This window comes from Paenibacillus baekrokdamisoli (assembly GCF_003945345.1).
Classification (GTDB): domain Bacteria; phylum Bacillota; class Bacilli; order Paenibacillales; family Paenibacillaceae; genus Paenibacillus_Z; species Paenibacillus_Z baekrokdamisoli.
Map to the genome: position 1 here is coordinate 3,733,943 of NZ_AP019308.1, position 14,789 is coordinate 3,748,731.

15 protein-coding genes are annotated in these 14,789 nt (G+C 42.4%); 5 read left to right on the plus strand and 10 right to left on the minus strand.

Features of this window, described 5'->3' with window-relative positions; translation table 11 throughout:
- Positions 1–64: 64 nt before the first annotated feature.
- The 4 genes from EKN16_RS16735 to EKN16_RS16750 all read right to left on the minus strand — a co-directional run bounded on the left by EKN16_RS16735 (position 65) and on the right by EKN16_RS16750 (position 4,581).
- On the minus strand, positions 65–1,531 hold the full coding sequence (locus EKN16_RS16735) for an ABC transporter substrate-binding protein (protein ID WP_125659508.1): 1,467 nt from the start codon (positions 1,529–1,531) through the stop codon (positions 65–67).
- Positions 1,532–1,683: 152 nt separating this feature from the next.
- Positions 1,684–2,568: a carbohydrate ABC transporter permease gene (locus EKN16_RS16740; protein WP_125659511.1), complete on the minus strand. Its 885-nt coding sequence runs from the start codon at positions 2,566–2,568 to the stop codon at positions 1,684–1,686.
- A 10-nt stretch (positions 2,569–2,578) separates the two neighbouring features.
- Entirely contained in the window at positions 2,579–3,508 is a 930-nt protein-coding gene (locus EKN16_RS16745) for a carbohydrate ABC transporter permease (protein WP_125659514.1), read from the minus strand.
- 194 nt (positions 3,509–3,702) lie between these two features.
- A complete protein-coding gene (locus EKN16_RS16750; RefSeq protein ID WP_232015811.1) occupies positions 3,703–4,581 on the minus strand; it encodes a glycosyltransferase family 4 protein in 879 nt (292 codons plus the stop codon).
- A gap of 531 nt (positions 4,582–5,112) precedes the next feature.
- Here EKN16_RS16750 and EKN16_RS16755 point away from each other — a divergent pair.
- A complete protein-coding gene (locus EKN16_RS16755; RefSeq protein WP_125659520.1) occupies positions 5,113–5,670 on the plus strand; it encodes a QcrA and Rieske domain-containing protein in 558 nt (185 codons plus the stop codon).
- A 217-nt stretch (positions 5,671–5,887) separates the two neighbouring features.
- Positions 5,888–6,988, plus strand: coding sequence for an ATP-binding protein (locus EKN16_RS16760; protein WP_125659523.1), 1,101 nt, complete (start codon positions 5,888–5,890; stop codon positions 6,986–6,988).
- A 115-nt stretch (positions 6,989–7,103) separates the two neighbouring features.
- Here the strand turns inward: EKN16_RS16760 and EKN16_RS16765 are convergent, their stop codons facing one another.
- Positions 7,104–7,712, minus strand: a complete 609-nt coding sequence (locus EKN16_RS16765; protein ID WP_125659526.1) for a DUF3885 domain-containing protein — start codon at positions 7,710–7,712, stop codon at positions 7,104–7,106.
- A gap of 493 nt (positions 7,713–8,205) precedes the next feature.
- Here EKN16_RS16765 and EKN16_RS32280 point away from each other — a divergent pair, with 493 nt between their 5' ends.
- The 3 genes from EKN16_RS32280 to EKN16_RS16775 all read left to right on the plus strand — a co-directional run bounded on the left by EKN16_RS32280 (position 8,206) and on the right by EKN16_RS16775 (position 10,043).
- Positions 8,206–8,352: a hypothetical protein gene (locus tag EKN16_RS32280; RefSeq protein WP_164522827.1), complete on the plus strand. Its 147-nt coding sequence runs from the start codon at positions 8,206–8,208 to the stop codon at positions 8,350–8,352.
- A gap of 172 nt (positions 8,353–8,524) precedes the next feature.
- The gene (locus tag EKN16_RS16770) at positions 8,525–8,983 is read left to right on the plus strand and encodes an HAD hydrolase-like protein (RefSeq protein ID WP_125659529.1); all 459 of its coding nucleotides are present in this window, start codon (positions 8,525–8,527) and stop codon (positions 8,981–8,983) included.
- Between the two features lie 304 nt (positions 8,984–9,287).
- Positions 9,288–10,043 (plus strand): hypothetical protein, encoded by a 756-nt coding sequence (locus EKN16_RS16775; RefSeq protein ID WP_125659532.1) that lies wholly within the window; start codon positions 9,288–9,290, stop codon positions 10,041–10,043.
- A gap of 181 nt (positions 10,044–10,224) precedes the next feature.
- Here the strand turns inward: EKN16_RS16775 and EKN16_RS16780 are convergent, their stop codons facing one another.
- The 5 genes from EKN16_RS16780 to EKN16_RS16800 form a co-directional block, all read right to left on the minus strand.
- Complete coding sequence (locus EKN16_RS16780) at positions 10,225–10,887, minus strand: hypothetical protein (RefSeq protein WP_164522828.1); 663 nt, start codon at positions 10,885–10,887, stop codon at positions 10,225–10,227.
- 74 nt (positions 10,888–10,961) lie between these two features.
- The gene (locus tag EKN16_RS16785; RefSeq protein ID WP_125659538.1) at positions 10,962–11,747 is read right to left on the minus strand and encodes an ABC transporter ATP-binding protein; all 786 of its coding nucleotides are present in this window, start codon (positions 11,745–11,747) and stop codon (positions 10,962–10,964) included.
- Between the two features lie 41 nt (positions 11,748–11,788).
- A complete protein-coding gene (locus tag EKN16_RS16790) occupies positions 11,789–13,651 on the minus strand; it encodes an ABC transporter ATP-binding protein (protein ID WP_125659541.1) in 1,863 nt (620 codons plus the stop codon).
- A complete protein-coding gene (locus EKN16_RS16795; RefSeq protein WP_125659544.1) occupies positions 13,608–14,192 on the minus strand; it encodes a TlpA family protein disulfide reductase in 585 nt (194 codons plus the stop codon). Before EKN16_RS16795 ends, EKN16_RS16790 begins: the two co-directional genes overlap by 44 nt.
- Before the next feature lie 55 nt (positions 14,193–14,247).
- Complete coding sequence (locus EKN16_RS16800; RefSeq protein ID WP_125659547.1) at positions 14,248–14,778, minus strand: MauE/DoxX family redox-associated membrane protein; 531 nt, start codon at positions 14,776–14,778, stop codon at positions 14,248–14,250.
- Positions 14,779–14,789: the final 11 nt, after the last annotated feature.

The window sequence follows — 14,789 nt, forward strand, 5'->3', positions numbered from 1 at the left end:
TGGATGCAGCTTCATTGTACAGCATAACGCCTCAAGGTGTCATTCCTTGAGGCGTTGTGCATTATTATTGAACTTTGTCTAGGTAATCCTTCTGGAATTCAGCTGCTGCCTTATCCAGAAGCGCTTTTGGATCGGCATTTTTACTCGTTAATACCGACTGAATAACGGTGTCTAGCGTCTTATAAAGCTCTTGCGCATTAACAGGTACTTCTGGACGTAAACCCTTCGATCCATTCGTCATATAATCGTTGAAGAGTGCCATGTTTACGTTTGTGTATTTGTCGATAATTTGCTGTTCAGCAGTAATCCGGTCTTGATTGACCCAAACGCGAATGCCATGCGGTCCGACGATCAGGCCTTGCTCGTTAGCTGTTTTTGATGTGCTTTCGAGTCCCGCAAGCGATTCCGGCGTTACTTTCGGCGAGAATCCTTTCACATCCAACCATTTGAAAGCAGCATCCAATTGTTCTGGCGTCGATTCCGGAGCAAACATGTACAGCCCTCCGCCCAGCAGCGTTACGTTACCCTTAGGCCCTGCAGGAAGTGCGGACATGGCTAGATTATCTTTCGACATTTTGAAGCCTTGAACGATAGCGTTACCCCAATCCGATATTCCGAAGCTCATGCCGACTTGATCTGTTCCGAACATCTGGAACATATCAGTACCGATATCCACCAAATTATTGGCAGGAAGCACTCCATATTTCCACTTCAAATCCTTAATATATTGCAGGGCTGCAGCTGCCTCAGGTGTGTTAAAGGCTGCTTTCCACTTACCGTCAACCTGCTGTTCAAACTCCGCTCCGTACGCCCAAGCGATATTCATGAACATCCAACCACCCTGGTTGTTCTTCGTTGGTAAGAAGAACCCGGCTTTTCCCGTTTTATCCTTGATGGTTTTCGCAGTTACCGCAAGCTCCTCGTAGGTTTTCGGGAAGATCGGTACACCCTTGTCATCTACCAGACCCGCTTCCTTGAACAAATTAACATTGTACATCAGACCGATGACATAGCCATCTTTTGGGATGCCGAAATACTTGTCGTCCTTCTGAACCAGCTTCAACAAATCAGGATTCAGCGCTTGGTCAAACCCGTTTGTCTTGAGCGCATCCGTAATATCAGCGGAGTAATTCGCTTTAATGATTTTGTCTGCTTCCGTGAAGAATGTTTCGTATATGGTTGGAAGCTCCCCGCTTGCCGCTTTCGGCAGGAAGGAACTTACCTCATAGCCCCATTCGTCTTTTTCCAGCTTAATATTAGGATATTTCTCTGCCATCTTAGCCACGAAATCGTTAGCTACCTTAACCTGAGCCTCTTCGTTAGGCTTCGGCCAGTTGCTAATCTTGATTGTGACAGGCTTCGGCTCATACGTAGTTGAACCCTCGTTTGTCCCCGGTGTGTTGCTCTCCGTGGTCGGTTTCTTACCGCTCCCGCTGCCTTCATTATTGCTGCTGCTGCCACAACCAGCAGCAATCCAAGTAAATGCGAATAGAGTAACAAGCACCAACGGCCAACTTTTTCTTTTTCTCAATTCCATGTCTTCTACCCCAACCTTCTTTTGATATAATTATACTGTCTCATGTAAAAGCGCTTTCTTTTGCCGGCACCTTTATCCTATCACGTGAATCAACCGCTCATGAAGGTGATAAAGCTGCGAAACGGTTTGATATACTGCTATTCTCTCTATCCTTTTACGCCTCCGCCAATCGCGTAACCCTGCATGATATATCGCTGGAAGAATAAGAACAGGAGAACTGGAGGAACGATGGCGAACGTTAGCGCGATAAACTGAATGTCCATCGGCAGTGTCGATTTTAAATTATAGATGGCTACCATGACCGTCCAATTCGATTGATCCTTGAGCACCATATAAGGCCAGAAAAAGTCCATCCACACCCCATTGATCGTCAGAATGGTAATGGTAATCATCACCGGTATGCTCAGAGGAAGAACAATCCGGAAGAAGATACCTAGCTTCGTTGCACCATCAATACGAGCGGCTTCCACCAAAGAAGCAGGTATCGTATCGAAGAAATTTTTGAAAATTAATATGGTAACGGGATTCACCGCCGCCATAAACCACATCGGCCAATATGTATTTGTAAAATTCATATGCAGCAGTGGAAAATCGACAAGATTGCTGAAGAGCGGAACCATGCCAACCGTATTGGGCAACAAAATCGTCCAAAGGATAAGAAGAAAGAAAAACCCACTGCCTTTAGGCTTCAGCTTCGAGAAAAAATAACCCGCGAGTCCATTAAACAGAAGACAGAATACGACTGCCCCCAACGTTAAATAGCCAGTATTCACATAATACCTCATGAAATGGAACTCATTCCACGTCTCCCACAATTTCTCCAGATGGAACGAGCGAGGGATGATGGTAGGCGGAATGGCGTAAAACTCCTTAATGTCCTTCAAGCTCGATAATATAACCCATAATGCAGGTAATATACATACTAACGAAACGATTGCCATACCCGCGAAAAAGAGCCAGTAGATGAGCTTTACTCCGGGTGATTTATATTCCAGATCTCCAATAATACCAGAGCCTCTGCCTGTTTTCATAGCACAATCACTACTCCTTTTCCCATTTCTTCTCCAGTTTGAAATAATAAATCGTTAATATCATCAGAATGACAAATGTAATGACACCCAGCGCTAAAGAATGTCCTGCTTCAAAATATCGGAAAGCATAGAAGTAGCTTTGAAGCATAAGTGACATGGAAGCATTGCTAGGTCCGCCTTCTGTCATGATAAGTGGCTCATTGAATACTTGGAATACACCGCTAATCTGAAGAATCAGCATAAGGCTAATCATTGGGGCGATTTGCGGAAGTGTAATACTGCGGAATTTCCGCCAGATGCCGGCACCATCGATGGACGCCGCTTCATAAAGTTCATTATTGACGCCTTGAAGGCTGGCCAAATACAAGAGCGTCGCTCCGCCGAAATTTCTCCAGGTAATCGTCAGAACGATCAATATAATCGACATCTTCGGATTTTGAAGCCATTCCTGCGCGGGGATCCCAATTTTATCGAGGATAATATTGAGCACGCCTCCCTCTCCGGGATTAAACAGGAACATCCACATTAAAGCGGCAGCAATTCCCGGCACCATACTCGGAAAATAAACCGAAAACCGGAAGAATGAGCTCCCGTGCCTCATTTCATTGATGATGATGGCGACGATAACAGGGACAAAAAAGCCAAAAATTAGCGACCAAAACACATATAGGAACGTGTTGATAAGTGTCTGCTGGAATACCGAGTTTTGGATAACATCCATATAATTTTGCAGACCGTTCAGTTCAACGCCCTTGAAGCCTTGGGTCTTGAAGAACGATAGCACCAGGCCGCTGAATAACGGCTGCCATGCGAAGAAAAAGAAAAACAATAACGTTGGAATGATCAACAACCACGAGGACCACTCTCTGAGCCAATATAAGATTAACTGTTTCTTTTGCCGCTTTGAGGAATTGGATTTAACTCCTGCATGTACACTCATGTTTGTTTCCTTCCCTTGCTTTCTATTTGTCTATTTATGATAACGCTTCCGTTATTATCAGGATACGCATCAATGCTGTGAAATCGTTTGTAATACTATGAATTTGTGTCGATAAGAATACCCCAGAACGAACTAAACGACCGCTCCCCGGTAGAGTACCGAGAAGCAGCCGCTGCTTAATGCCTTTTTTATTATCACTTCATTACCTTTTCTATCGCTTGTTTTAATGATCGGCCAGCCCTATTCCAAGATAACTTCAACATATCGCGTCTGCCTTGACGTCCCTTCTCCTTGCATAACTTGGGATTCTTATAAGCAAATCTCATCTGTTTTCTTAAGCTGCCCCTATCCGGTTCGGCCCAGCGCTGTCCTTTCTCTGCAAATAACTTGCGAAATTTACGTGATATGGCGTGTTTACTATTCATGCTCGTTTCCGGATTTTTTAATTGATAGGAAATTAAAAAGGAATTTTTGCGAGTCAGGAAGTCCATATGTCCCCCCCACCCCGTAGTGATGACGGGAACACCGCTTGCCAACGATTCAAGGAATGGTAATCCGACGCCTTCCCCTCGGGTTGGAAGAACAAATACGTTACCAAGCGTATAAATTCCTTTTAGCTGGTTAGAAGATAGCTGATGACCAATGACGACGACGGGAGCCGTTTTCTTGTGAATACCTAGTCTTTTTTTGTAACGTTCTATGGTATTCTTGATCCATTTTTCGTTTTCATAAGAGGCGTATCCATTCGTCTTGATGACCAAAAGCACGTTATCGGAAGCTGAAAATTCCTCCCAGTAGGCCCTCAGTAAAGTCTCAGGATTTTTTCGGTGCTGGAAGCCAAATACGGAGACAAAGATAAACTTGCCTTTTGAATTGGGGACGGACAGTTTCTTATTCTTGGGCGTATACGTCTTTGTATCTACGCCATGCGGAACTAGGAATAAGGGAACCTTAACGCCGCTGCGTCTCATTGCCTGCTTATTTTGAATGGAGGGTACGCAAACGGCATCAAATTTATTCATATACCGTAACCAACGTTTAGGGATTCGGGTTGTCTCCCAAACCGTATTCAAAATGATTGGATTAAACGATGCTCTTTCCTTCTTAAAGTTAATGTGGTTAGGAAGCTGATGATAGATTAATACTCTCCGCTTTTTTAGGTTTCCCTTATCGCGGTTTCTTTTTATCGCCGTACCTATCTGAACGTTCACACCTTGTTTTTTTAATGCTCTAATATACGATCTGCTGGCTATGCCAAGACCACTCGCTCTTTTCACAGGGCCTCTCCATACCACTTCATAATTTGTCATGGCTGAGCCACATTTATTTTTCTAATGTATCCTTTATGTTTGTGGGAAGAGAGGGATCTGTAGTTGTTCGCTAACCTGGTCATCCGTATATGCGGGATTGACATAACTTCACTCCATATATCGATATTTGGATCATCATATGTCACTCAATAGAAAAGGGCATGGGCAATGACAAGCCGTATAGTGCCTAAAACCAGTGTAGCTTTCACCCGGATCGGATATATTGCTTATACGCTGCTTTTTTTGTGCAACTAAATTCTTCCAAATTCGTTTACATATTACGAGGTGAAAACAATGAAGATGAACGGACGTTTACCGAAAAAGATAACTAGAAGAGCTTTCTTGAGCACATCCGCTAAATTAGCATTCGGGATTGCAGGCATTTTGCTGGGGAGCTCTGGCTTGTTCTATTACGGAGCGATACAGCAGAAAAAACGCGAAGCGCGGATGACTCGGACTTCCGAATTACCCGGCAACATCGTAAAGATCGGTGAAATGGAGGCGTTAAAAGCACTTCAAGGATTTGAAAAGGTTGCCTATTCCGCAACGATTCAGGACGCGTGGGTAACGAATTCCGTACAAGGATTCGTATATGTGACCAAGAGCCATACCGGGGAACTCCTCATTCTTTCCCCTTCTTGCACCCATCTAGGCTGCACGGTAGAGCCGGCTACTGAAGCACAGCGTATGAAGAAAAAAGAGCTTTTCTTTCTGTGTCCATGCCATGGCGCCGAATTCGACAAAGTGGGAGATGCGGTTGGAGTGGTCGTGCAAGGATTGGATACCTATAAACCTATTACTGCCGGCGGCAATGTGTACATCGATATCGCGTTGCCAATAAAGCGCACTTAGATGACCTCACTCCCTTATGAGCACATGTACAGGACGTAACTGGAAAACCCGCATATACCATAATCAGTATCCCGAGCTGCTTTTATAGTGGCTTCGGGATTTTTTTGTTACCTGAGACCGTTAACTCTTAAATTTACCATTATTGATTGACTATGTCCGAACTCCATATTATAATTTACGTAATACGATAATACGTAAATTAGGAGGAGCGAGGATTATGACAAGAGACTACGGCAACGAAATCGATGAGCTTAAAGGTCAGATGGATCAATTGCTATTGAAGATAGATAAACTGACGGGCACGAAGAATCGCATTCACTTCAACATTGAAGATCAAGTTGAAACGAATGAGAATCAAGGTACTATTTTTTACTCTGGACACTTACGTAATGAGAAGGATCATTTCCTCTGGGAGCCTCAAGAAAGAAACTTTTCTCAACTTTTAAACTTGGATAGTGAAAAAGTAGCTAAGATTTTATCCGCATTAGGTCATAAACAGCGTCTTGATATTCTTAGAGCCGTATTACGGGGACCCTTGAACGGAACGGAGTTAGTCGATCAATTAAATATGGGCACCACCGGGCAATTGTATCACCATATCAAGGCGTTGCTAGGTGCTGACTTATTGACACAAGAAGAACGTGGAGGAAAGTATCGGATTTCCAAAGAAAGAACCCTACCCTTTCTTTTACTTCTAGCGGCTGTTTCTGACCTTATGGACACAAGTGACTATCTCGATATGTCAGAGGTAAGAACTCACGTTGATACGTATTTAGGGAGCGCTTCGGAAAGCGGGCATGACGTTCATCTCTTGCTCTGGGCAATCATTGAAAATTCAATTCTGGAGCATAAAGCGGGGTACTGTTCCGATATTAGCATTTATACACATTCTGATGGCAGCATAACCGTGTCCGACAATGGCAGAGGCATCCCGGTTAGCATTCTTCCAAAATCAGAAAAAACAACGGTGCAATCGGTACTGACAGAGATCAACCGTCCTGGGTATACGTACTTTGTTAAAGGAGGAGAGAAAGGAATTAGTATAGCTGTCGTCAATGCCTTATCTCAGAAACTTCATGTCGAGATACGAAGAGAGGGCACGGTTTATCGGCAAGAATATTCGAATGGCATACCACAAACCGGACTGATGATAGTAGGAACAACCAAAGAAACAGGCACTTCTGTCACTGTTAAGCCACTACCAGAGATTTTCGCCACTGCGATCAGCCGCGATAAGATTAGTAATCACATCAAGGAGATTCAAGAAGAATATCCGGATCTCAACATCTCATTTGATGACGGTAATGTTAACGATTGACGCGAAACGAACAATGAGCCGCTGCACAGATGAAATGTTCTTCCGGTCTCAAAGGCGAACGGTGACGCTTCTCCAGAATCATCCATCTGCTCCACTCACTTGTTATATCTCTAGTTCAACTTATATAGTTTTTTGATAGGAACACTGAATTCATCTTTTCTCTATCATAATCTAGGATCCAATGGTTATACTTCAGGAATGTTTCTTGTAACGCTTCTTTAGAGTTAGAAACTATATCCAAACCTCTGCTATCATAAAAATAAAAAATTGTATGGTTCGTTGTATTGATGAAGAATAGACTATAGTCCGCGAAAAGAAAAGTAAGACTTTTAATATCAGATACTTTACACTTTAGAACATAGCGATAAGACTCCCAATCTTCATCCTCTTCATCTGAGTGCACTATACTTTCACAACTAAGGTTGCGTAGAACTCTTTTATTCTTTACACCCTTTCGAAAAACATTTAACTTGTGTGTTTTCCCATGTTTTCTATTAAGATACAAGTAAAGTACGATGTATATATCATCATTATCATTGTGTGTGTTTTTGAACAATTCGGTAGAACGGAACCGGACTTGTTCTCTGTATTTCTCATCCGAGACAGAAGGATCGGGATTACCTATTTCAAATCTAAGTCCTATGGCTGCGTTATAAAAAAGAGGAGATTCGAGTTTTAAAGTTGGAAATTTATCCTGCAGATACTCATCAATAGAGAAAGTCATTTAATAGGCCCCCAGTCCAGACTAAGTGATTTGAGCACATGAATCGTCTTGAACGTCATAAGAGTCGGCAAAGGCCACGACTTCATGGTTATGTAATACTACGGTTGGTTCTAATTCACAGCATCGATTGCAAGCTGAGACGCGGTACCTAGACGTACCTCATTAAGTTTACTATCCTATCCCATTCTATCCTTAATCCGAGAGCATCGGCAACCATAGAAAATGGGGATATACACAGCTCCATTTATTTTCTCGGGAAACACAACAAGTTTCTTTGCTGTTCCATTCAGCTTCACATGTGATTATCGTCTAGTTGGATGTTATCACGTTTCTCACGATAAGTCGTATGCACTTCAGACGCTAAAACAAAATGATAAGAGGGGGGTATCCCCCCTCCCCACTAGAAGATTTTATGAATTACTTTGGTCAGACCAACCGCCGGGACTAGGCCGTTCTCCAGAGCCGCCTTGCCACCCGTGATGCCATCCTCCAGGTGGAGTGGATCCCATCTGGTGAAAGTGAGGTTGGTGGGACATGGGATGGAAATGGTGGAAGTGATGGTGATGAACCTCAAAATGATGTTGTTGGTGGTGAGGTTGATGAGGATGGTGAGGATGGTGCGGTTGATGCTGAGGGGTAATCGCCAATGCCAATCTCTCCTTTTAATTGTGATGGTATCAACGTATTCGAAACTGACTAATCGTGATACTTGCCACGATAAAATGGGCACAGGCTGGGTCATTGCATCCAATCCAAGCAGTACTCTTCCCCAGACGCATATGAACCTTTATAGAAAGTAGGATAAAGAAAACATGAAGTATTCAACCATCCTTTTCGATTTAGATGGTACCTTAACGAATCCAAAGCTGGGTATCACTAAGTCCGTACAGTATGGACTTTCCAAATATAATATTATGGAAGAGAATTTAGATAATTTGGAACCATTTATTGGCCCTCCTTTAGCTCATTCATTCATGGAATTTTACTCTTTTTCAGAATCCGAAGCCAAGAATGCTGTTGAATACTATAGAGAGTACTTCGCAACTAAAGGAATCTATGAGAACGAACTGTACGACGGAATAATAGAATTACTGGAGAATTTAGTTAGTCAACAATGTGTATTGATGGTGGCCACGTCGAAACCAACTATTTTTGCTGAGAAGATTTTGGACTATTTTGGCATTGATAAGTATTTTGAGTTTGTTTGTGGAAGCCATTTGGAAATCTATCGTTTTCACCAAAGCTATTTCACGGATTCAGGTAATATCTGAATAAACTTTGGATCCTCCACCATGGGACCAAATAGATATTCCACTTCGGAAGCTAGTTCTAACCATCCTTTTAAATCATCCTTTGTTGCGTTCACAACATTCATTATTGAGTTCTCCTTCGCGGCTGCCCTTATCAACTATTATGAAATAGTTAGCCCTAATTCGTGTACCGTTTTTATATAGTATGTTGGTCTTATCCTAGTTAACTCATCCTCGCTCCCATAGCCATAAGCCTCAGGGATTAAAATGGAGATAATAGCTGGTTTTATGCAGCAATACCATTACACCTGTGAGGTGAATATTCATGTCTACTAAATTTACCCTCGAAACTTCCAGTGATTATTTAACTTCTCGCGCTGGACTTATCTTAGTTGGTCAACTGCTAGCCGATACGCATTTGAATAAACAACTCAACCTAAGTTCGGTTGGTGACACCAACGTTCCCACGATTTCTCACGCTGATAACGTCCGTGCCTACCTAGGGCTTCTTTGCCAAGGTAAAAGCGATTTTGATCATATCGAGCCTTTACGTAAAGACGTCTTCTTCTCCACGGCACTTGGTATTCGGAAGCTAACTTTCAGCCCGACTCTGCGTCAGCGTTTTGATCAAGCAGCTCCTTTGGGCCAATGGCAGAAGATTGTGCTTGAAGAGTCTGCTGATTTACTCAAACGAGCAAGAGCGCCGCTTACACCTGTTCAGATTACCTTTGACCATGACGAACAGAAGGCCTATTTACAACTGAAACTGTTCGCTGGTCGCATGGTCTTTATAGAGGGAAACGATCTGCTCCTCCGAGCACGGAAGGGTTGTCCAGAACAGGGCCATTTCAATTTCAGGAACGAGCAGCAACTGTCCATCTCGCTCCGCTGTTCGCTCGGTAATTTGGTAAACGAGCTGAACCGGCTTAATAAACCGTTCCGGCTGAACCGTCATCGATCCGAGATAGACTTTCCTACCCGGACGGGTTTCTTCACAACGCCCCTCACGCTGTGCGAGCTCGAGCCAATGCTCGGGTTTATCTTTACGTGGGTTTCGCTTGATGCTTTTACGGATACATGAACAACATTAGGATTAGACTCAAGAAGTCTCATCTGCATGGATGTGAAAAGACGCGTAGACATGATGTTCGATTACCTCATTCACTGTAGTATTTTTTATTAAAACACAAAAACCCGAAAGAAGGCACTTTTTTCAAAGTGTCTATCTTTCGGGTTACAGTTCAGCTGACCATCCTTTCATTTTATTTTTCAACGAATTTTGTGAGCAAATTCAACTGATCCACATTCTCAACGCTCCACTTTCTCATACCAATCTTCGACTTATTACCTGTCAAATAATGGATTGCAGGAGATAATTCCTGATGCCCATTATTAATGACATCAAATATATATGGAATTGCTGGAGTGCCTAACTCCTTTAATTGATCGACTTTCTCCGTATCGCTAATTGGTTCATTGGCTATGTTTTTTACCTTGTTCGGAATTTCTTTGAGATAGGCCGTATATGTCTTTAGAAATTCTTTTCCTGTACTCCATTCAGTCTTTTTTCTCATATCCACTTTAGATATCTTTTCAAGGGCTATAGCGTAGATATACTCTATTAAGCCATCTTGTTCTGAATTGTCTAACAACTGCTTCAACTCAGGTAATGCAGCGACGCCCAAAGCAATAATTGCCTCGAAATCTTCGTTATTCTTTACATAGTCGTACGGATTAGAATTAGCGCTTGTTTCCGAGGATGCTTGATTAATAGATTCTTGAATTTTGTTGACACTTGAATGAACCTGCTCCTTAACATCTACTTGACCCTTTGAGCAAGACGACAAAAAGACAACAATTGCTATAGTAGCCATAACAACAAATAACTGGGGAACCTTATTGTAAAAGAATATAACCTTCTGCATAATTATATACCTTCCATCTACTAGATTACTACTTCATCCTATAATAATAACTCTATTTAATTCGGTCTCACTGTCTACTTACTGCGTGGTTCATTACTAATCGATTGCAGTCTCTCCATAATGTATAATGAACGCTCACTTCGATTTTCTCCAACAATCTGATCAGCACTGTACTCATCAACAATTCGTCCATCACGAAACAGAACAACCCGATCACCATAAGTAGCAACATAGGGATCATGAGTAACGATGAGTATCGATTGTCCAAGTTTATCACGCATATTGAGAAACAATTCAAGTATATCTATTGAATTACGAGAGTCAAGATTGCCAGTTGGCTCATCGGCAAGCAGTATAGCCGGATTATGAATTAACGCACGTGCAATAGCAACCCGCTGTTGCTGACCTCCAGACAACTCCCTTGGACGGTGCTTACTTCGCTCTGACAAACCTACTAAATGTAACATCTCCTCTGTCAGAGTCGTAATTTTTTTCTTTGGTTGACCTGCTAGAATTAGCGGTAGTGCTATGTTCTCTTCTGCTGTTAAGGCGCTAATGAGATTGAAGAATTGGAACACGAACCCAATCATATCCCGTCGATAATGAGAGACTTCTGGCTCGCGATAGAACTCCTGCCACTCACCATCCCTAACCTTTATCTTACCTTCCGTAGGTGGCTCTAGTCCGCCTAAGAGCTGTAACAGTGTAGTCTTACCCGATCCACTTGGACCCATTAACATGACAATCTCCCCTGCTGCCAAGTCCAAGTCTACATGGTCTAGCGCAACTACTTTATTCGGCTCTTGCCCATAAATCTTAGTAAGATTCTTTACAGCTAATATTGAATTTGAGTTTTCCACGAGCACTCCCTCCCATCGCATCCGCTATCCGATATCGGCTTTTATCCCACAACGTCATATACTCTTTCCTCTTGATACCACTGTGCCTGTGCTTGATACATCTCTTTATATTCACCGCCTAATTGGATCAATTCATCATGACTTCCTTGCTCAACCAATACTCCATTCTTTAGTACAAGAATACGATCTGCTAGACGTGCTGGGCCTAAGCGATGAGAGACCATGAATGCAGTTCTACCGGCAGCTAACTTTTGAAAGGTTCGGAATATTTCTAGTTCTGCTAATGGATCTAAGGCGGATGTAGGTTCATCAAGTATCAATATTTCAGCATCTCGAACAGCGGCACGTGCAATCGCTATCCGCTGCCATTGTCCTCCAGACAATTCAATTCCACCCATAAAATCCGAACCTAAACGTGTCCCCATTCCCTCAGACAATCGATGCACCATTTCGGTTAATCCTACAGATGCCAATGCATCTAGCGTCTCAACTTGACTTAATTTTTTATGCATTGCTCCAAAAGCAACATTATCATGTACAGAATAGTTATACTGTACAAACTGTTGGAAAACCGCCGATACATGATTCAGGTAGCTGTCTATATTGAAGTTTTGCAGTGGTTCTTTGTCGATATAAATATTTCCTTGCGATGGAGTGTATAACCCGAGTAAACAGTTCATGAGTGTTGTCTTACCTGCTCCATTCTCTCCAACAATGGCAATCGTCTCCCCACGCTTCACCCTAAAAGAAATATCCGTCAGCACTTTACGTTCTGTATTCGGATAAGTGAAGTGTAATCCGGATACACTTAATTGTTCATAGTGCCTCGGAAACTTTAATTCACCTGTTAATTTAGAAGCTTCAGGAAGAGCTAAATACTGATATAAATGCTTAACGTATAAGCTCATTTCAAAAACTTGACCTAAACTCGCACCAATGCTTCCCATCGTTGATTGTACAATTACAACAGCACTCATTAACGCCACGTAATCCCCTATCGTTAACACGTTCTTATTGATTTGCATCACAAGTATGATAGCTACCGTCAATGCAGATAACTGCAGTATAACCACACCAGCAATGCGCCCTCGTCCTTCCGTAGCATACTGCTTCAATAATTTACTACGAACGCTAACAAATAAGTGCGTCCAACGTTCGATCAAAGCATCGCCTAACTGAAATATTCTAATTTCTTTCGCCCCGTGTTTGGATAGCATGAGTCGAAGCGTATAATCGACCTCCCTACTCTGTTGTGTCGTTGCCACCGCTAAACGATATCGTTTTTTCTTAGCTATCAGTAAAATAATAATACCGGGAAGGGTAGAACTAATGAGTAGTATAGGCAGACTCCAATGAACAATACTCAACATCACTACGACTGTAACTAAGGAAACGATGTTACTAAAAGAAGTAACGACACTGCGAATAACATCCGCCCCGCTGCGACTGACCGCTTGTGATACCATACTTACTTCATCATGAAATCGAGCATCTTCATAATAGTAATAGGGAACACATAATGATTTGAGTAAGATGCTACGCTGTAAGTGAAAGTTCGTATCTTCCTTTACGATATTAAACAGATATTCACTTGACTCCGACAAAATGCTGTTTAAAATATGAAGTCCGTATATCGAAGAAACGAGCAATAATAGAGGCAACAACTCTGCAGTATGGGCAGAAACTGTGCTAATGGCATCTACCGATGCTTTCTGCAACCAAATTTGAATAGCAGGTATTGCCGAAGTGAATAGCAATAGTAGAGTCCAGCCTGTTAGTGCCAACGGTCTTACTTGCCACATGACATGGACAATTCCCCATAGGTTACGCAGGGAGGTTCTTAGATCAATCTTGTTTTGATCAATATTTGGCTGCATAATGTCTACGCCTCGGCAAGATCTCATTCTCTCGTTTTAATAGCTGATCTAAGAAACGTTCAACCTTCTCTTTATTCACCGACTGACGCGCTACAATGACCCCTTGTTCATTTATTACATATGCAAAAGGAAAGCGATGTAAACGCCATTTATTGACAACTCCAATATCTGATACCACTCTCAAAGCTGGCAATGCTCGTCCTGCTAAAGACCACATCATTCTCGCCTGTTCTGCACTCTTATCCATAATAATCAATTTAATCGACAAATGAGAATATCTCTCTGCTAGCTGCGGCACAATCGGCATCATTTCACGGCAAAATGTGCATCCATAATCAACAATCAACAAGACAGTGTGACGCTCCTCTGCCGCTTCGAAGACAGTAGCAAATGGCTCTGCCTCATCGTTAGTAAGCGAATAAACAGGCATCGGTGGCAAAGTAAGCCCTGGTAGTAACCCGTCTTCTGCAAATTCTCGATGGGCTAACCTCCACAACCGCACAAGCAAGATGAATAATATAGCAATCCCTAGCCACAGCGCTAACATTGATTGTTGCCAAACCGGCATAACGCAACCCCCATTCGTTCCTACTGCCAACATAATCCCTAAGCTTCATCAGATTCTAATTGATTGACTTCTCAAATGAATATACTGTTGTACACATATTAAGAACAAGTAACAACAGAACAGGTAACAATATCAAGGTAACAAACTGTTGCATAGAAATGGTACTCACTAGAGACAATGATGGCTGTGTTGACCAGATCATAATTGGTAATGCGTAGATAAGTAAGATGATATTCTGCACGATCCCTGCCTTACCCAACCTTGTGCTCATCCATCTCCCGTGACAACCGCAAGTCATATCTATTTTTCGAACGAGTGCATAAAGATGCAAGCCAATAAAGCCGATAAATAGTACACTACCTACAATCGCTGCCATTCGAGCCAAGTATCCAAATAAGATCAAGCTACCTGTTACAAGTTCTGCACCTACGAGTAAAACAGCAATCACTTTATTTAATTTGGCAGGGGTTAAGCTTAGTAAGTTCATAATATTAAGTAGACTTCCTAGAGATAATAGCTTCAATATCGCTGATAGCAACAGCATTAGGCCAAGCGCAATTTGCATAATAAGTGCGAAGTAATCCATATATGCCACCC

Excerpts from the sequence above, each read along its gene's own strand:
- EKN16_RS16740 (WP_125659511.1), bottom strand. The coding sequence starts at position 2,568 with ATGAAAACAGGCAGAGGCTCTGGTATTATTGGAGATCTGGAATATAAA.
- EKN16_RS16745 (WP_125659514.1), bottom strand. The coding sequence starts at position 3,508 with ATGAGTGTACATGCAGGAGTTAAATCCAATTCCTCAAAGCGGCAAAAG.
- EKN16_RS16755 (WP_125659520.1), top strand. The coding sequence starts at position 5,113 with ATGAAGATGAACGGACGTTTACCGAAAAAGATAACTAGAAGAGCTTTC.
- EKN16_RS16760 (WP_125659523.1), top strand. The coding sequence starts at position 5,888 with ATGACAAGAGACTACGGCAACGAAATCGATGAGCTTAAAGGTCAGATG.
- EKN16_RS16765 (WP_125659526.1), bottom strand. The coding sequence starts at position 7,712 with ATGACTTTCTCTATTGATGAGTATCTGCAGGATAAATTTCCAACTTTA.
- EKN16_RS16770 (WP_125659529.1), top strand. The coding sequence starts at position 8,525 with ATGAAGTATTCAACCATCCTTTTCGATTTAGATGGTACCTTAACGAAT.
- EKN16_RS16775 (WP_125659532.1), top strand. The coding sequence starts at position 9,288 with ATGTCTACTAAATTTACCCTCGAAACTTCCAGTGATTATTTAACTTCT.
- EKN16_RS16780 (WP_164522828.1), bottom strand. The coding sequence starts at position 10,887 with ATGCAGAAGGTTATATTCTTTTACAATAAGGTTCCCCAGTTATTTGTT.
- EKN16_RS16790 (WP_125659541.1), bottom strand. The coding sequence starts at position 13,651 with ATGAGATCTTGCCGAGGCGTAGACATTATGCAGCCAAATATTGATCAA.
- EKN16_RS16795 (WP_125659544.1), bottom strand. The coding sequence starts at position 14,192 with ATGCCGGTTTGGCAACAATCAATGTTAGCGCTGTGGCTAGGGATTGCT.
- EKN16_RS16800 (WP_125659547.1), bottom strand. The coding sequence starts at position 14,778 with ATGGATTACTTCGCACTTATTATGCAAATTGCGCTTGGCCTAATGCTG.